Annotated in this window: 16 protein-coding genes; 8 read left to right on the forward strand and 8 right to left on the reverse strand. The window is 39.0% G+C overall.

Translation table 11 applies throughout. The annotated features are described in order from the left end of the window. The first annotated feature begins 115 nt into the window (after positions 1-115). Both L0Z67_RS19780 and L0Z67_RS19785 read left to right on the forward strand, forming a co-directional pair. On the forward strand, positions 116-1,018 hold the full coding sequence (locus L0Z67_RS19780) for a hypothetical protein (RefSeq protein ID WP_062567913.1): 903 nt from the start codon (positions 116-118) through the stop codon (positions 1,016-1,018). Positions 1,019-1,106: 88 nt separating this feature from the next. After that, positions 1,107-1,952, forward strand: a complete 846-nt coding sequence (locus tag L0Z67_RS19785; RefSeq protein ID WP_237115581.1) for a hypothetical protein — start codon at positions 1,107-1,109, stop codon at positions 1,950-1,952. 22 nt (positions 1,953-1,974) lie between these two features. On the opposite strand, the gene ushA is transcribed toward L0Z67_RS19785, so the two are convergent. After that, positions 1,975-3,582, reverse strand: coding sequence for a bifunctional UDP-sugar hydrolase/5'-nucleotidase UshA (ushA, locus tag L0Z67_RS19790; RefSeq protein ID WP_237115580.1), 1,608 nt, complete (start codon positions 3,580-3,582; stop codon positions 1,975-1,977). 75 nt (positions 3,583-3,657) lie between these two features. Beyond that, positions 3,658-3,855, reverse strand: coding sequence for a hypothetical protein (locus L0Z67_RS19795; RefSeq protein WP_062567910.1), 198 nt, complete (start codon positions 3,853-3,855; stop codon positions 3,658-3,660). Between the two features lie 241 nt (positions 3,856-4,096). Between L0Z67_RS19795 and L0Z67_RS19800 the strand changes: the two genes are divergently transcribed. Next, on the forward strand, positions 4,097-4,843 hold the full coding sequence (locus L0Z67_RS19800) for a peptidylprolyl isomerase (protein WP_237115579.1): 747 nt from the start codon (positions 4,097-4,099) through the stop codon (positions 4,841-4,843). Positions 4,844-4,902: 59 nt separating this feature from the next. Here the strand turns inward: L0Z67_RS19800 and L0Z67_RS19805 are convergent, their stop codons facing one another. Continuing rightward, positions 4,903-5,316, reverse strand: a complete 414-nt coding sequence (locus L0Z67_RS19805) for an MAPEG family protein (RefSeq protein WP_392353345.1) — start codon at positions 5,314-5,316, stop codon at positions 4,903-4,905. A 168-nt stretch (positions 5,317-5,484) separates the two neighbouring features. On the opposite strand from L0Z67_RS19805, the gene L0Z67_RS19810 reads away from it, so the two are divergent. Further along, entirely contained in the window at positions 5,485-8,361 is a 2,877-nt protein-coding gene (locus L0Z67_RS19810; RefSeq protein ID WP_392353347.1) for an insulinase family protein, read from the forward strand. Between the two features lie 51 nt (positions 8,362-8,412). Here L0Z67_RS19810 and L0Z67_RS19815 read toward each other — a convergent pair whose 3' ends face one another. Then, the gene (locus tag L0Z67_RS19815) at positions 8,413-9,795 is read right to left on the reverse strand and encodes a Na+/H+ antiporter NhaC family protein (protein ID WP_392353349.1); all 1,383 of its coding nucleotides are present in this window, start codon (positions 9,793-9,795) and stop codon (positions 8,413-8,415) included. Positions 9,796-10,080: 285 nt separating this feature from the next. Between L0Z67_RS19815 and L0Z67_RS19820 the strand changes: the two genes are divergently transcribed. Both L0Z67_RS19820 and L0Z67_RS19825 read left to right on the forward strand, forming a co-directional pair. After that, entirely contained in the window at positions 10,081-10,485 is a 405-nt protein-coding gene (locus tag L0Z67_RS19820; protein WP_392353351.1) for an NUDIX hydrolase, read from the forward strand. Between the two features lie 9 nt (positions 10,486-10,494). After that, a complete protein-coding gene (locus L0Z67_RS19825; protein ID WP_392353353.1) occupies positions 10,495-10,986 on the forward strand; it encodes a GNAT family N-acetyltransferase in 492 nt (163 codons plus the stop codon). Here the strand turns inward: L0Z67_RS19825 and L0Z67_RS19830 are convergent. From L0Z67_RS19830 to L0Z67_RS19840, 3 genes are read right to left on the reverse strand one after another with little or no spacing between them, the layout of a single operon-like run. After that, positions 10,969-11,580 (reverse strand): membrane integrity-associated transporter subunit PqiC, encoded by a 612-nt coding sequence (locus L0Z67_RS19830; protein ID WP_392353355.1) that lies wholly within the window; start codon positions 11,578-11,580, stop codon positions 10,969-10,971. The two genes, L0Z67_RS19825 and L0Z67_RS19830, sit on opposite strands and share 18 nt — an antisense overlap. Further along, complete coding sequence (gene pqiB / locus L0Z67_RS19835) at positions 11,580-13,235, reverse strand: intermembrane transport protein PqiB (protein WP_392353357.1); 1,656 nt, start codon at positions 13,233-13,235, stop codon at positions 11,580-11,582. Before pqiB ends, L0Z67_RS19830 begins: the two co-directional genes overlap by 1 nt. Beyond that, the gene (locus L0Z67_RS19840; protein WP_405128742.1) at positions 13,232-14,470 is read right to left on the reverse strand and encodes a PqiA/YebS family transporter subunit; all 1,239 of its coding nucleotides are present in this window, start codon (positions 14,468-14,470) and stop codon (positions 13,232-13,234) included. Before L0Z67_RS19840 ends, pqiB begins: the two co-directional genes overlap by 4 nt. A gap of 138 nt (positions 14,471-14,608) precedes the next feature. Between L0Z67_RS19840 and L0Z67_RS19845 the strand changes: the two genes are divergently transcribed. Next, a complete protein-coding gene (locus L0Z67_RS19845; RefSeq protein ID WP_392353360.1) occupies positions 14,609-15,385 on the forward strand; it encodes a substrate-binding periplasmic protein in 777 nt (258 codons plus the stop codon). On the opposite strand, the gene L0Z67_RS19850 is transcribed toward L0Z67_RS19845, so the two are convergent. Next, positions 15,374-16,174 (reverse strand): thioesterase family protein, encoded by an 801-nt coding sequence (locus L0Z67_RS19850; protein WP_392353362.1) that lies wholly within the window; start codon positions 16,172-16,174, stop codon positions 15,374-15,376. The genes L0Z67_RS19845 and L0Z67_RS19850 overlap by 12 nt on opposite strands. A gap of 238 nt (positions 16,175-16,412) precedes the next feature. Here L0Z67_RS19850 and dnaK point away from each other — a divergent pair, with 238 nt between their 5' ends. Further along, positions 16,413-18,332, forward strand: coding sequence for a molecular chaperone DnaK (gene dnaK / locus L0Z67_RS19855; RefSeq protein WP_062567899.1), 1,920 nt, complete (start codon positions 16,413-16,415; stop codon positions 18,330-18,332). The last annotated feature ends 29 nt before the right edge of the window (positions 18,333-18,361 follow it).

An 18,361-nucleotide genomic window follows, 5' to 3' on the forward strand; every position in this document is an offset into this window, starting at 1 on the left:
CTTGTTCATAAAGTAATAAAATCAGCTGGTTAGAATGTTTAAGTAAAATTACTTGTTGTAATGAGTAAGAATAATTGTTCAAATAGAGACTAGCGCGAGCAAGTGGTTAGTAAAATTGAGTTTAAGAACTATATTAATAAAAAAATCATCGATTGTTACATTTTTGTTTCTGTCTATTATTTTGTTTTTCTGCATTGGTTTTATGCAGGGAAAACCAGTGGCACCTGACTTAAAATCGTTTATTGAAACTTCGTATACCTGCAATACAAAGTCAGACAGCAATTTAAACGAACTTGTCGTTTATGTATCCGCAAAAACACTCGCTGAGGATGTGGCAATATCCTTGTGTGATGATTTAACCATTCGTAAACAATACGGTAGGGTTACGTCTTACTGGGGTTATAAAACATCAGATTCCATCGAGTTTTTAGGCAAAGGGATCGCTGATTTAATTCTTGCAAAAGAGAATTTAATTGACGCCTTCATGGCGCAATCTACTTATAATTATCAAGCCGTTGTAGGATTCCCTGATTACACTGCATACCTCATTTCGAGTAAAGAAAAGCCCCGAATTGAAAAGTCGTACTTTTTAGATAAGCGTATTGGCTTATTGGATTACCCCACAAGCCGTTCGGGTCACATATTACCGAAACAACTTTTTAAAACATTAGACATAAATTTAGAAAATTTAAATATCACTTATGCCAGCTCTCATACTGAGCTAAGAGAATTACTCGCCAGTGGTCAAGTTGACTTAATTTCATCCTATTGGCAAGACAGTGACCAAGCTAGTTTTTCGGTTAATTACATCACGCCAATAAGAGATAATGTTAGTGGTAGCCGTTGGTATTTAAAAATGCAAGATGAGAACACCGACCTTTTGTGTGCTGTTCAAGCTCGCCTCACGGACTTAGCGCGCAATCAAAGCTCCCATTACTTTAATCATGTAGAATCATTTTGGGATTGTAAAAGCGATTCAAATAAGCACTCAGTCGAGGTCGTCGATGCTTCTAAGTAAAGATAAACTTTTTTATGTAATCGTGTTTTTGTTAACAACAGTATTGTTAGTTGCAAGTTTCTATATTGCAAAATTTTACAAAACGCAGATGAATAATCAATTGTCTGTTGCAAAGGTACAAAGCAGAATCGCACTCGATTTGAACTACTTAAACTTACCTGATGATTTTTTAAAGCACTCAGGCAGTAAAGAAATGGTTTCCAATTACATTACTCAGTTGAATGCACGTATTAACCAATCTGGCATTGTGGTTTATTCTATCGAAGGTATTACAAATTCAAAAGTGCAAGGGGAACGTATATCAACTCAATTACAAACCCCGAAAAGAAGTTTGTCGGTTACTTTTATTTTAAACAAAAATCTATTAGTAAAGTCTGATATTGTCGTTTTAATTTTTGTGCTTCTAATCGCGTCGCTATTTACCTATTTAGTTAGTCAGAGCAGACGGTCATTTTATAGTGCAGTAGAAGCGACAGCAGATGATGAACTAATACTTGCTGAGACACCTAAGCTCGTTGTCGATTTAAACACGAAAACATTTTCATCAACTGCACTTGAAGCAAAGTCAGTTGCGCTAGCAAATAAGCCATTATGTTTTTATTTAGCCTTGGTTGAGTTTTGTATCCAATATCCTGATGTTGTGCTTAATCAAAATAAAGATGTACCAGATGAGTTATTAAATCTTGCTAATAAATATTTTTATCGTTTAGTTGAGCTTGGTCATACAATTAGAAAACGTCCGAACTTTACCAATAGTCTTGAGAAAACGTTAAGTGAAATTAGGGCTGCACTGGATGACGTTTGGCAAGATGACCCTGAGCTTAAGGAAATATATTACCCTCCCAAAGCTCATGGTGAAGGTTCTCGCTCCCGATTACATCACTATGGTTTAAAAGCAATTTCCTGTGATGATATCGAAGTAATAGGGAAGTAGCATACTACTTCCCATGTTGTACTTATTCAGGTGCGTAATCAGCCGCTGTTAATGGACTATTTTCTTCGAAGAAGCGCTTCAATGCTTGGGCATCCGTGTCATCTGTACTTACGAATCCAGACTTATTCGTCAATGTCGGGTACCCGTCGCCCCCTGATGCGTTGTAGCTATTGATACTCATACGATAAGTTTTGTCCATATCGAGTGCCTTACCATTAATTTTCACATCGTTGAGCTGCCCATCTTGCCTACTAAAACTAAGTTTATGGTACTGTAAATAAGCGCCTGAGTCCGGTGGGAATGAGGTCACAACTGACAGATAATCGAACAGTTCTCTTCCTGTTATATCAATGTAAGTAATGCGGTTTTTGAAAGGGTGAACTTTCAAAATATCTTTATAACTAACATCACCTGCTTGAATGCTATCCCGAATACCACCGCCACTGATCAAGCCAAAATCAGCCCCAACAGATTGCATTTGCGCGGCGATAATTACACGAGCAAGGTTAACCTGCTCGTAGCGTGCTTTGCTGCGGTCGCCTTCAAGTTTAGCATCGACTGAGCCAATCTTGCCCGCAATCTGAGCTGCGCCTTTTTTCTGATAAACCGCAAGTACATCTTGGACTGTCTTATCAGGTTCAATATAGTCACCGGCAAGCTGCTTTTTGCCCTGTTTATTTGTGGTATACAAGTTCACAGGGATTAATTCATAACTTAGTAAAGTTAATTGCTCATTTTCTAATTTAAATTCGGCTTTACCGACATACTTACCCCACTCATGAGCCTGCATAATCCAAGTACCATTTTGTTGATCTGGTTTACACTCTTTACCAGGCGCAAAGTCCTTATCGAGAACATTTGCACTTGACATACAAACGGGTTCTTGCGAATGCCCACCAACAATAATATCAAGCGTCCCTTCAGGAAGGTTACGTGCCATCGTTACATCACCAGGCGCGTTGATACCGAAATTAGCATCTACATAATGGCCCATGTGAGTGACGGCGATAGTAATATCAGGTTGATATTGAGCTTTTAACTTAGGTGCTAGGTTTGCAGCAACTTGGGTTGGATCTTTAAAATCAAGGCCGCCAATATATTGCGGGTTGCCTATTTTAGCCGTGTCAGTTGTCGTTAAACCTATTACAGCAATTTTAAGCCCATTCTTGTCAAACACTTTATAGCCTTGATAACGTGCTTCGCCAGTTTTTTTATCGATAATATTGGCCGATAAAAATGGGAAGTTTGACCACTTTTGTTGCTGATCAAGGACGGCGAGTGGATTATCGAACTCATGATTACCAATTGCCATTGCATCGTAGCCGATGAGTGACATACCTTTGAAATCAGGTTCTGCATGTTGCAGATCAGACTCCGGAATGCCTGTATTGATATCACCACCCGAAAGTAATAAAACAGCATGTCCTTGAGCTTTTGCATCTGCTCTTAATTGATCTATCAGTGTTTTACGGGCTGCCATACCATACTCACCGTGTTCGTTGTGCCAAAAACGACCATGATTATCATTAGTATGTAAAAGAGTAAAATACTGAGGATTGGTATCTTTTTCTTGAAAAGTGCTGCAAGCGGTTAATGAAAACAGCAGCGACGATAAAATAATAAAACGCATAATTGTTTGCCATATTAAAGCAGTAGGTTAATTATGCGCTTAGTTTAAACGACTTAGGTTTAAATTAAATGACTTTTAATAATTTTTATTGCCATTTTCAAAATTTAACTCACCTGTGGCAGCTAATTGACGTCGTTGAAGCTCTTGCTCTGCATAGTGTGATTTTTGATGATTATTACCTACCATCCAGTTTAAAAAACTGGCCGGTAATTGACTGTAAGGCTCACCTTGGTGTAGGCCAAAATCGCAAATAGCGCTTTCTTTATTCGCCATGGTTTATTCCTATGTGTTCATTGTTGTCGTGTAAATACTAACAAACTCAGCTAATTTGATAAGACGATTTGGCTTTAATTTATTTAATTTTTATAACTTTAATGAATATGCAATGTAAACAAGTGTAATTAACTTGTAATTAACTTGATGTGTTTTGTGTAACAATTCTTTCCTCTATTTAATAACCGCTAGTTTTTATTTAACCTCTTCATCTCAAAATAAAAACTATCAGGAAGAGACAATGAAAAAAAATTTGTTCGCGTCTGCGTTACTCGTAATTGGTTTTCAAGCTAATGCAACCATTGTAGAAATGCAAACGAATCAAGGTACAGTTACTGTAAACCTCTATGATCAACACGCACCTGTAACGGTTGCGAACTTTTTAGAATATGTGTCAGATGGCTCGTATGATGGAAGTATTATTCACCGTTCAGTAGATAATTTTGTAGTACAAGGCGGTGGCTTTTCATTCGAAACAGATTTTACAGCAATTGATAAGAAAGCTGCGATTTCAAATGAGCCAGTCCTATCTAACGTAAAAGGAACCATTGCTATGGCTAAACAAAGTGGTAACGCAAACAGTGCCACCAGCCAATGGTTCTTCAACCTAAAAGATAATAGTGCTAATTTAGATGTGCAAAATGGTGGTTTCACAGTGTTTGGCGAGATTACACAAGAAAGCTTTGATGTACTGACTAAAATCACTGATCTTGTGCACTGCGGAGAAATTCCCGTTGTCGGTTTAAGCAAAGATCAATGCCCAGAAACAACCGCAGGCTTTAATGGTGAAAATTTAGTGACTATTAACAGTGTTGTTGTCATTGATGAAAACCCTGATTCATCAGCAGGTTTGTCACCAGTTGAAAATACATTAATAGACAGTGATGATAACAAGGGCGGCGATTCTGGTTCAAGCAGTGGCTCAATGGCCTGGCTGATGTCGATTTTGGCAGCCAGCGTTTTATACCGTAGAAAATTTATACAGTAGAAGCTTCATACCCTGGAAGGCTTATACTTTAGAAGGTAATGTAAGGCGCAATTTGCGCCTTAAAAAATTCTTATTAGAATTATTAACCACATGATAAGCATGACAAAGCTACTGACAACAAAGCTATAATAACGTAGTTTTAGTGTGTTTGTTGTTAGGTGAATTACACTGTGCAGTAATCTTAGCCCGACATAAAGCCATGCAAGAATTACAAATACAAACCCAGCTGCGTGAACTTGTAAAGCAGTTAAACAGGCAATGAAAAACAGAATCGGCATTTCAAACTGGTTTATAAAGTTTCGATCTGCGACTCTAACCTCTGAACCTGCCTTATCTAATTTCATTGTTAAAAAGTCTTGCATTTTTATGACTTTATTTCTTGCCGCAGTGAAACGGCGCCGTCCCATAATCACCATGATAGAGAATGTGAGTAATACCTGAGTGAACATTGCTGCAATTAGCCACTTTTCCATAGTTCATCCTTTGTTATAGTTATTTTGTTGAAATTCGAGCCGTAGGTACTTATTTTTCACAATGTGTTACAAAGTTTTTAGAGTCTATACCCTAATAAGCATTGAATTGCGACCTGTATAAGCACATGATAAATAAAAATAGAGTCAATTTCTAATGGATACGAAATAATGAAAAAAATAATGGGCCTGAGTGCTATTGCATTTGCCGTTTTAGCTGGATGTAGTTCAACACCAAATCAAACTACCAACACAAACCTAATTCCAGAATCGCTTATTGTTAGTCCTAATGACACCCGCGAATATAAAACCCTCAAGTTAGCCAATGAAATTGATGTGATTTTAATCTCGGATCCAAGTGCCGAAAAATCAGCTGCTGCATTGAGTGTTGGGGTTGGTTTGTTGCACGACCCTATGAGTCAGCAGGGAATGGCTCACTATTTGGAGCATATGCTTTTTCTAGGTACAGAAAGATATCCTGATACTAAGGGGTATAGTGATTTTATGACTAAAAACGGTGGAGCTCATAACGCCTACACTTGGTTAGATATCACTAATTACATGTTTAAAGTGAACAACGACGCATACGATGAAGCACTTGATCGCTTCGCTGATTTTTTCAAATCGCCCAAGCTGTATCCTGAATATACTGACAAAGAAAAAAATGCCGTAAATGCAGAATGGTCAATGCGTCGTGAAATGGATTTTTTCGGTCAGTTTAAGCTTGCTCGCCAAATGATGGGGGATCATCCTGCAAACCGATTCTTAATAGGTAATCTAGAAACATTAGGCGATAAAGAGGGCAGTAATCTTCATAAAGAAACCGTGGCTTTTTATAACAAGTATTACTCGTCTAACATCATGAAAGTAGCGATGATTTCAAATCGGCCGCTAGCTGAAATGGAAGCAAAAGCGGAGCAGTATTTTGCAGACATTGAAAATAAGCAGATAGAAAAGCCAACTGTGACTGATAAGCTCGACTTTAGTAAGGCTGGCGGTAAACGTGTTTATTACTCCCCAAATGAAGATGTTAAACAATTAGAGTTGGAGTTTACTATTAAAGACAACAGCGCTGAGTTCGCTGTTAAACCAAATCGCTTTGTGTCTTATTTACTTAGTAATGAAATGCAAGGCAGCCCTGCACAAATCCTCAGAGATAAAGGCTGGGTTTCGCATTTATCTGCAAGCGATGCGCCGACTCAATATGGCAACTATGGCAGCCTTAAAGTTAATATTGAGTTGACTGATTCTGGCATGCAAAACCGTGAAGAAATAGTTGCGACTATCATGCAGTACATTGCATTAATCAAAGAGCAGGGGGTTGATAGTAAATACTTCAATGAAATTCGAACTTCTTTGAATAATGAGTTTCAATTTTTAGAAAAAGGCGATGAGTTTAGTTATGTCAGCAACTTGACCGATAGTATGCAGAAATTCCCTGTGAATAATGCAATCAATGCACCTTATTATTTTGCAAAATTTGATGCTGATGCTGTGCAAAATGTGTTATCGCAATTAAATGAAGATACTCTTCGTATTTGGTATATATCAAAGCAAGAAGATACTGATTCACAGCTTCATTTTTATGATGGCAAATACCGCATAGAAGATATTAGTGAAGAAGAAATTGCAAGTTGGAACAAGCCTAGTCAGTTTGAATTAGCTCTACCAACTGTAAACCGCTTACTACCTGAAAGCTTTGCAATTAAAACAGCTGAATTTAAACAACAAGCCCACCCTGAACTGGTGTTTGATGAGCAGGGAGTTAAGGTATGGCGTCAAGCAAGTCAACAATTTGCAGAGCAACCAAAAGGTCTTGTTGAGGTTTATATCAATACTCCTGACGCATTGGTTGATGCAAAGGCACAGGTACTTTACTCAGTTTGGGCAGATATCTATAACTTGCAGCAGAGTAAATTAAGCACAGAAGCGGCTGTTGCAGGTATGAGTTTAGGGCTACAGCCTAGTAATGGTCTGGTTCTATCTTTAAGTGGCTTTACTGATAAACAAGATGTTTTATTGGCACAAGCACTTGAAAACTTACAGTTAGACGTATCTAAAGAAGGCTTTGAACAAGCAATAGACCGCTATAAGCGTGATTTATTGAACCAACAGCAACAGTTTCCTTTCTATCAAGCGTTTGGAGAATACTCGAAATTAACACGAAGCGGTAAATTTGATACGGAAACCTTAATTGCAGCAGCTAATGCATCAACACTCGCTGATTTTGCTGCGATTAAACAATCGACACTTGCCGCTAATGATCTCCGTGTATTTTCCTTCGGTAACTATAATCAAGACGATGTGAACTCGATTGCTAATAAATTGATTGCTATCTTACCTCAGACTCATAAAAAATCTGACTTTGCTCGCAGCAAAGCGTGGTTGCCGAAGCTAGGTGAGCGCATTGTGTTACAAAAAGATATTATTGTCGCTGACGTTGCAGTTATCGATATGGTTGTTCACCCGACTCCAGGTTATAAGCAGCAAGCACAAGCTCAAGTGTTACAAAACCACTTCAGAACAGTCGCTTTTGATAAGCTACGTACTGAAGAACAACTTGCCTATGCGGTCGGCGCTCTAGCCCGCCCAATTGAAGATTATTCAGCGCTGGGGCTTTATATCCAAACGCCAGTTAAAGGTCCAAAAGAAATGCAAGCGCGTTTTGATGAATTTAAAAAGCAATACGCAGTTGAGCTTGATAATATGACTGAAGACACCTTTATGCAGCTTAAGAACGCCACGCTTGTGTCTTTAAAAGAGCAGCCTAAAAATCTTGGCGATGAAATGGCTCCTTTAATCTCGGATTGGTATCGTGAAAACTTTAACTTCGATTCTAAAGAAAAACTGATTGCTGAGGTTGAAAAAGTAACCTTAGCCGATCTTAAAGATTATTATAAGAAAACGATGTTAAATGACCAAGCACCGCGATTGAATATTCAGCTGCGAGGTAGTAAATTTGCGGACAAGCCATTCGCTGATCTGGAAAATCAGATTAAAGTTGATAACTTAGAGACCTATTACAAAGGGATCCAATTCCAAAAATAGGATGTATATTTTAATAAATCAAAGCCCAAGCAAATGCTTGGGCTTTTGTTTTTATGCTATAAGCAAAAAACCAACCAATGCAGCTGTTGCTGCCAATATGGTATAAGGCAGTTGAGTAATAGCATGGCTCACTAAATCGCAACCAGACCCTTGTGCTGCCAGTACCGTTGAATCAGAATAAAAGCACGCTTGGCTGCCAAATGAAGAAGCCGAGAGTAATGCGCCAATCACCAAAGGAATATTCGCATCAATTGCGTAGGCAAGAGGCATAACTATAGGGATAGTAACCGCGAAAATCCCCCAGCTTGAACCCGTTGCAAAGGCAAGCACAGCCATGGCTAAAAATACCACGGCAGGTAGATATTGTGCCGTCATATAAGGGCTTAATGTATTAATAACATACTGTGGCAGCATTAACTGGTCACACACATCTTTGAAAATAAATGCAGCGACTACAGTACCAATTGCGGGGATCATACTTTTAAATCCATCCAGCATACGTTCTATTAGCTCTGACAACGTCATTAGCTTTTGCAGCATATAAAAGGGTAGTACACTGGCAAAGGTTGCGAGCAAGCCTTTAAATACATCAATCTCAAAATAGACTGTGAATGCTACCAACAAAATAATGGGAACTAAAAAGTTATAGAGTTTGCCATTACTTGCCGCTGTCTCGAAGTTTTCTTCAGCCGCTTTTACTGCATATTCATCAGCAGTTTGCACATCACTATACTGACTATTGGCTACCTCGATTTGACTATTCATGGCACGAAGTTGTGCTTTTTTCATCGGGCCAAAGGCAGGAATAATGTTTAAGCTCACAAGTAACACCACTATTACTGCAAACCAAGCGTAAAGCATATATGGAATAGCCTGAATATAAACAGCAATACCTTGCCCTTCAGAGGCAACATTATTATCAACCAACAAACCGCCAAAAAATACCGCCCATGTTGATAGTGGTACTAGTACACAGATAGGCGCGGCTGTTGAGTCGACCACATAGGCGAGCATTTCACGGCTGATTTTAAATTTATCGGTGATACGTTTCATGGTTTCACCCACCGTTAACGCATTAAGGTAATCGTCTATAAAAATAATAACGCCTAACACAAATGTCATAACGAGTGATGAACGTTGTCCCTTTGCAAATTTTAATGCAAATTCAGCAAATGCACTTGCGCCACCAGTCCTCACTAATAAAGCAATGAGAGCACCGAAACCACCGCATACTAAGATAAGCCAAGCAATGGTTTCGTCTTGCATTACTTTTAACGAGATATCTGCAAAATTAGACAATACAGTGGTAGGGCCTAGCATGGCTAACCCAAACAAAGCACCAATAAGTAAAGATAATATAGGGCGGCGTAAAAATACGGCCAAAACCACCACCAATATAGGAGGTAGTAAACTTAACGCAGAAGGTTCTTGCATTACATTTTTCACACAGTTAAGCAATGCGAGATTGCTTACAGAAATCAAAAGTCTTTCAACTCAAGTAACTGCTTTACGCGAACACACTTTTATGGACCCATAGGGAAAGTGCCTGCGTTGGCTGGCGCCAGACAGTATAGAGGATATACTGCTTTTGTTTTGCCCAAAACATCGTACGAAAAATAATCCTGAATTTTAATTTAGTCAATAAGAATTTTTCTCTTATTCTAATTAATTTAATTGCGGTATTTATGTTAGGCTAGCGATTAGTTTAACGAGGTTTATATGGCTTTTTCAGATACATACAGATTAAGTAGTCATGCGGTAATCACTAACTCAGACGGTCAGGTGTTATTACTGAAAGCTAGTTATGGAGAAAAAAGTTGGGGGTTACCTGGAGGCGCTTTAGATAAGGGCGAAACCATTCATCACGCACTCATACGCGAATGCCATGAAGAACTAAATTGTGATGTACAGATTGCCTACTTAAGTGGTGTTTATTACCACACAGCGTTTAATTCCCATGCATTTATATTTAGAGCTTTTTTGCCTGAACATGCAGAAATAACCCTAAGTGACGAGCATACTGACTATGGGTATTTTAACCTTGATGAGCTTTCTCACGTTCAAAAGGAACGTGTGCTTGATTGTCTTAATTTTACTTCAGATGTTGTTAGTAGAGTATATTAGGAGTTTGTTGTGACCGATATTTTCTTACGTGCAGGTTACCCCAGTGACGATGCTTTTATTTTGAAACTGTTAAATCAGGCATCGTTTCTGAAGTATATTGGTGATAAAGATATCAAAACCCATGCACAAGCTCAGCATTACATACAACAAACATTTATCAATAGTCATCAGCAAAATGGCTTGGGCTGTTATATTGTCTGCCTAGCTGACGAAACGCCCGTTGGAATGATTGGGCTATTTCAACGAGATGCACTGGCTATTCCTGATATAGGTTTTGCTCTCTTAGCTGAGTATGAAGGACAGGGCATCACTACAAAAGCGGCAGATTTAATGTTATCAAAAGAGTATGTGAATGATTTTGACTTGTTAGCTGCGATAACATCAATACAAAATACAGCTTCGCAAAAAGTGCTGAAAAAATTGGCATTTGAAGAAGTTGGCAATCTCATTATTAATGAAGATCACCAACCTCTAAAGGTTCTTTTAAAGACTAAGTTTTGATAACTCAGCGCCGACTTCTTGATTAACTTCAAGCCATGTTGATTCTAAAGTTATAACTAGACCTTGATAATCATCTTCTTCAAGAGGGGTTAACTTGTTAAAATAGTTTATTGCTTTAAGCTGTCTACCTGATTCTGGCGTTGTGTAATATAAGCGCCATAACCCTGCGATATTCGCATTACCATTTTGATCACCATTAAAATGATGTAACTCGTACTCTAATTCATAATAAGTTTGCTGATCAATATCCGTAATGACGGGCAATCCTTTAATGACCATCCAATCTTTTAACTTCGTATAGAGTGCTTGGTGGGCACTTGCTGTTAGCATTAAGTCTGGTGACTCACTCCATAGATGATAATTCGCAGCATTTATGCGGTTATTATCGAGTACCATTGCAATACCACGATTATTTAATGAACCACGTAGCTGTACCGTGTTAACTCTAAGTTGAGCTTGGGTATCGTCAATCAGACGTTTCATCGCAGTTATAGGTTGCGAGAATTGGTAATACTGTATGGTAGAGAATGAAGTTTGACTACATGCAGATAATACGAATAGCGAGCTTATAAAAGTAATTAGTTTATAGTTCATTATTGTTTCCTTGGTGTCGGATCAGCAGGAAGGTCCTTATCGAAAATCAACATATTTGGTTGCTGATTTAGGCCACGCGTTAGGGGCTGTAGCTCTTCACTTAAGCGTTTAAACTCAGAAAGAGTGGTCTGCAATTGTTGGTGAAACGCTGAACCCTGTTGGTAACTTGCCATAGTCTTTTCAAACTGTTTCATGGTCTTATCAAACTGCTGCATACTTTGGGTCATTTCAGCAAAGTTGCGATTTATATCGCCTGGTAGGTCTTGCGTATCTTGCTTATTAAGTAAATCTCTCATGTCATGGGCAAGCGCTTGATACTCTGAAAAGGTGGTTTGCATTTGCGCTAAGCTATCTTCAATTTTTAAATTATTTACTTTATTTAAAACATCCGAAACCTGATCAGCAATAACAGTAATACCACTGGATATACTTGGAAATACCGTATACTCAGCTACCTTTGATAGACTTGCTGGTTCAGCGTTATTGTATATATCTAAGTCGACATAAACTGCACCTGTTAACAGGTTTCCTGGTTTTAAAGAGGCTCTAAGACCACTTTTTACCCAGCCATTTAAACTTGAATGCCAAAACTCACGTGCGGCTGTGCTGTCGTGGTATAAGCGACCATATTCAACTTTTATGAGCGTAGGTACTGCGGTATTATCTGTTCTAAAGTGTGCTGGTTTTCCATCAATAATTACACTGGCAGGTGCTTCAACCACAGTGCCTATTCGCATTCCTCTGTATTCAACGGGGGCACCGGCTCTTAAGCCTCTAATCGATTGCTCAAATTCAATCAAATAGTAGTCAAAGTCATAAAAACGTTCTTCAAGCGCAGCTTTGTAACTGTTACTCAATGAAAAGCTGTGACCATTAGTGGCAACTTCACCGGGTGTTTGTTGCTCAGGTATACCAACAGATATGCCACCTTTTAGCAGCTTACTTAGTGAACCTGTATTGACATTAATACCATCCGCAGAGAGGTCAATTTCAATACCTGAATTTACCCAAAAAATAGAATTCAATGTAATTAAGTTTTGGTAGGGCTCATTAATAAAAATACCATACTTCATTGCTTGGTTTTTCCAATCGAAAGTTGCGGTTTCTATTTGGCCTATTTTGTAGTCTTTAAAGTATATTCCTGTGCTGACGTCTAGTACTTCGGCGTTATAGCTCAATAAGGTAAAACGCCCCCCTTTGACGTTGTTAGCAATCAAGGCTGGTTCGTCTTGAAGCTCAAAATCATCTGCCAATTTTTTGCTTTCACCAGGTGAAAACTCTAAATATACGCCCGATAATAGCGTGCTCATGCCACTGATACCTGTGTCATCAATTCGTGGTTTTACTACCCATATTTTGGCATCATCGGTGAGTAAATCTTCATAATGTTTATCTATCTGGGCACGGGCAATGACACTATTTTGCTTGTCCGATAGCCTTACATGATCAACTTGACCTATTTTTACACTACGAACTTTAATTTCGGTTTTACCGGCGACAATTCCTTCAGCGTGAGGCATTTTTATATAAATAGTTGTGCCTTGATTTGCTTGATACTGATATAGCATCCAAGCGCCTATTAACAGTGCCACGAGTGGTATAATCCAAATAGCGGAAATATTAGGCGCGGTTTTTATTTTTGCTGCTTCGCTCATACCAAATTCTCTTGTTTAGCTGTTTTTAAATTAGCAGGGCTATCCCATAATAATCGAGGATCAAATGCGTGGGCTGCAAGCATTTGGCAAATAACCATAGTTGTGAAAAAAACGGTCCCTATACCAGGTGTGACAGACATTAAGTTCCCCAGCTGCACTAAGGCTACTAAAATTGCCACCACAAAGACATCAATCATTGACCATTTACCTATAAACTCAGTTAGTTGATAAACACGTGTGTAATTCTTCGTTTGTCTATTAGCAGGGCGGGTGACCATAAAGCATAGAAAACTGAGCACTAGCGCTTTTGCCAGAGGCACAACAACGCTGGCTAGAAATATAATTATAGCAATGGGGTATGAACCACTCGCCCATAAAATCATAACGCCACCAATCAAAGTTGACGGTGTTTCATCTCCTAAACTAGTCGTATACATAATCGGGTAGACATTGGCGGGTATATAACACGCAACAGAGGTAATTAACCATGCAGCCGCTTTTTGAATGCTGTTAGGGTTGCGGCTAAATGTTTTAGTTTGGCAGCGAGAACAAACCTCTGTATTACATAATTGACCACAGACATGACAGGCTTTAAGGCCTTGATCAATGGCTCTGGTATTAGGTTGTGTTTGCTCAATATAAATAGGTTCTTTTAATTGTTGCCATAAGCGCTGTTTGTTTATACGTGTCGTTGCTGCAACATAGCAGACAACAAAAGCAACGTAAGACCAGAAACTAACGCCAAATGCGATATCTGCCATCGACATAATCTTCACCATGCTGACCATAACACCTATCAAAAATATCTCTGACATTATCCAAGGTTCAAGAGCAAAGGTAACTTTTAACAAACGTTTTCCCCATAGATAGGGTAAAGCTCTAAGTAAACCTAAGTGTAAGGGGATGATCAAAGCTAAAAGTAACATAGGTAGGCCAATGATACTTGTATCAATAAAGAGTCCTAAGAAGTCATTGTCGTAGTTAAATAAAATGCGAGCTGCGTCAGGAAGAGTAATTGTTTGTGTTATACCGCTGCTGCTAAATGATAAAAAAGGGTAAAACATACTACTGAGAAGCATCAAAATAGCACTTAAGCTAAGCGCTACAACACTACTGTCTTGATTGGCTTTTGAAACTGACAGTTTAGTATTACAGTGAGGGCATACAGCCATTTGTTTAGCACTAAGGTACGGTATCTCGATGACAAGATCACAACTTGGACATGCTGTTTGCAAACTTTGCTACTCTTAAACAAGAACTTAGTTAATTCTGCACCAATTATCCTGTAAATACAAATGCAAGCTTCTTGGTTATGGGCTAGTATCTATCTTAAGCCGTTGAAAATATTCTAAACTAAAACTTTAAGGTGGAAAGTGAGCCGTACGTTAATACTTTTGTTATTTTTGTTCTGTTTTACAACTGAGAGTCTCTCTCAACAGAGCCATGAAAAGCAGATTATTGTCGCAGCAAGCTCATTTTTACCTCCTTACATTGTTAAACAATCGAACAGCGGTATTCAAATTGAGATTCTAAAAGCAGCATTACAAGCACAAGGTATTACTGAACTCGATATACATTATATGTCTAACAAACGCGCTGAGCAGCTGTTATTGCAAGGTAAGGTTGATATTGTTCTTAACTTTCCTCCGATGGCAATAGCGGGTATCCATAAAAGCGAGCCGCTTGTTATGTATCAAAATGTAGCTCTTAGTTTGGCTAGCAACGAATTTATTATTAAATCAATTTTTGATCTTGCAGGTAAGAGTGTCTTAGCATTTCAAAATGCTGTTAATTTTATCGAGCAACCGTTTAAGTCGGTCACAGAAAACTTGGCTTCCTATGATGAAGTAGTAAACCAACAGGCACAAGTCGATCATCTAATGAAGGGGTGGGTTGATGTTATAATAATGGATCGACGCGTATTTCTCTTTTACTTAGAAAAGTATAAACAATCCAACAAGGTGCTTCCTTTTGTTGTTCACCCTATATTTAAAGAAGCCCCAAGACCGGCATACTTTTCTAACAAAGCACTTAAAGAAAGCTTTAATCTTGGTTTAGATAAGATTATTGCATCAGGCGAATATCAAGCAATTATCCGCCTAGATGGCACTGAATATGCGCAGTTACTCCGTCCTGAATCACGCAAATAAAGCAACTGTTTGGCGACTTAGCGCAATGAGTTTACCGTCTTCACTCCAAATACAACCATCTTCAAGGCCATAACCATTTTTACTGTGGTGAGTGATTGCCTCATAACCAACCCACGCATCATGCGCGATGTTCGGTTCCTCAACAAATTCAAGGTACCATGACATACTACTTGCTGGTGCAGGTTGCTTATACATTTGTAATAGGGTTGGTGGCCAAGCATCAGCAAGGGCAATGATTTGTGCCTCATTCATTTGCTCGGGTGTATGTTTTAATTTCATCCAGCCACTTAAATGCGAGGTGTCAGCAGCAGAAAACGGCATATTACCGTCTTGTAAGCACAGTGCTATATGTTGAAAAAATGCAGGCATTTCTCCTTCTTTGTAAGGCAGGGCAAAACGCTCATCGACAGGTTTAAGCTGCATAGTTTTAGTTACATCAACACGTACAGTGGATTGGCGCTTAGCACCAAAACAGGCTTGAGTAATAATACAGACATCACCATCTTGGATTATTCTAGCTAGTACTTGTGCGCTGTTTTTACCTTCGCGTAAAACTTCAACATCAATGGAAAAATCAGTATCAGCAATTAAAGGTCCTACAAAGTTAGTACTTAAAGACAGTAAGCGACGAGAGCTATTAATATGTTGACGCATCGCTTGATATAATAAAGCGGCTGATAACCCGCCAAAGGCTGTACGACCCTGACACCAGTTTTCTGGGAACTGCATTACTTTTGTTCTGTCGCAGCCTAGTTCACTCGCTTTGGCGAGTAATTGTTCAAAATGCATAACTTTCCTTAACATTTATTATTATATTGTTGGTTATAGCATAGCAAAAGTGATCAGACCAGTTTGCTTCCCTGCAATGAAGCTAAGAAAACACCTCTTTTTGAGGAAAAAATGCCCATTTGGAAAATATTTCAAAAAAAAGTAAATTTTTTTCATTTTAATAGTTGAATTCAGTTTGTTGCACCCCTATTTACTAGTCATCGAACGTTTTAACGAATTTTGAAGTTGGAGAAGATTCATGGGTAGAATTATTGGAATCGATTTAGGTACTACTAACTCTTGTGTAGCAGTACTAGACGGTGATAAAGCACGCGTTATCGAAAACGCGGAAGGCGATCGCACAACACCATCGATCATTGCATACACGCAAGACGGTGAAACATTAGTTGGTCAACCTGCAAAACGCCAAGCAGTAACTAACCCAACTAACACATTATTTGCAATCAAGCGTCTAATTGGTCGTCGTTTTGAAGACGAAGAAGTACAACGCGATATCGGTATCATGCCTTTTAAAATTGTAAAAGCTGATAACGGTGATGCATGGGTTGAAGCACGTGGCGAGAAACGTGCTGCACCACAAATTTCGGCAGAAGTGCTGAAAAAAATGAAGAAAACAGCAGAAGATTTCTTAGGTGAAGCGGTTACTGAAGCAGTAATCACAGTTCCTGCATACTTCAATGACTCACAACGTCAAGCGACTAAAGATGCTGGACGTATTGCGGGTCTTGAAGTTAAACGTATTATCAATGAGCCAACTGCCGCTGCACTTGCATACGGCATGGATAAAAACAAAGGTGAAAACGTTGTTGCAGTATACGACTTAGGTGGTGGTACTTTCGATATCTCTATCATCGAGATCGACGAAGTTGAAGGCGAGCACACGTTTGAAGTTCTAGCAACTAACGGTGACACTCACTTAGGTGGTGAAGATTTCGATAACCGTGTTATCAACTACTTAGTTGAAGAGTTCAAGAAAGACCAAGGTATCGACCTTAAAACTGATCCACTTGCGATGCAACGTGTTAAAGAAGCGGCTGAAAAAGCGAAGATTGAACTTTCTTCTGCACAGCAAACAGAAGTTAACTTACCGTACGTGACTGCTGACGCAACAGGTCCTAAGCACATGAACGTTAAAGTTACTCGTGCAAAACTTGAGTCACTTGTTGAAGACTTAGTCACTAAGTCAATTGAGCCACTTAAGCGCGCACTAGCTGATGCTGATTTATCAGTAAACGACGTAAATGACATCATCCTTGTTGGTGGTCAAACACGTATGCCTTTAGTACAAAAAACAGTTGCTGAGTTCTTTGGAAAAGACCCACGTAAAGATGTTAACCCAGATGAAGCAGTTGCAGTAGGTGCAGCGATTCAAGGTGGCGTACTAGCTGGTGACGTTAAAGACGTACTACTACTTGACGTATCTCCGTTATCGCTAGGTATAGAGACTATGGGTCAAGTAATGACAGCTCTAATCGAGAAAAACACCACGATTCCTACTAAGAAATCGCAAGTTTTCTCAACAGCGGAAGACAATCAATCAGCGGTAACGATTCACGTACTACAAGGTGAGCGTAAGCGTGCAAGCGATAATAAATCTCTAGGTCAATTTAACCTAGAAGGTATCCGCCCAGCACAACGTGGTACACCTCAAATCGAAGTAACTTTTGATGTTGATGCTGATGGTATCTTACATGTATCTGCAAAAGACAAAGATACAGGTAAAGAGCAGAAGATCACAATCCAAGCTTCTTCAGGTCTAAGCGATGATGAAGTAGAGAAAATGGTTCGTGATGCTGAAGCACATGCTGAAGAAGATAAAAAATTCGAAGAGCTAGTAGCGACTCGTAACCAAGCTGATGCAATGGTTCACGGTACACGTAAGCAAATCGAAGAAGCAGGTGACGCGTTACCAGCTGAAGATAAAGAAGCAATCGAAGCTGCGCTTACAGAGCTAGAAACGGCGATTAAAGGTGATAATAAAGAAGAGATTGAAGCGAAAACTCAAGCTCTTGCTGAAAAATCACAAAAGCTAATGGAAATTGCACAAGCTAAAGCGCAACAGCAAGGCGGTGCAGATGCTGGTGAGCAACAATCATCTACTAAGCAAGATGATGACGTTGTTGATGCAGAGTTCGAAGAAGTGAAAGACGACAAGTAATTGCTCGTAACGCTTCTGCCTAATTTAAA

Source organism: Pseudoalteromonas sp. PB2-1, from assembly GCF_045040605.1.
GTDB lineage: Bacteria > Pseudomonadota > Gammaproteobacteria > Enterobacterales > Alteromonadaceae > Pseudoalteromonas > Pseudoalteromonas arabiensis.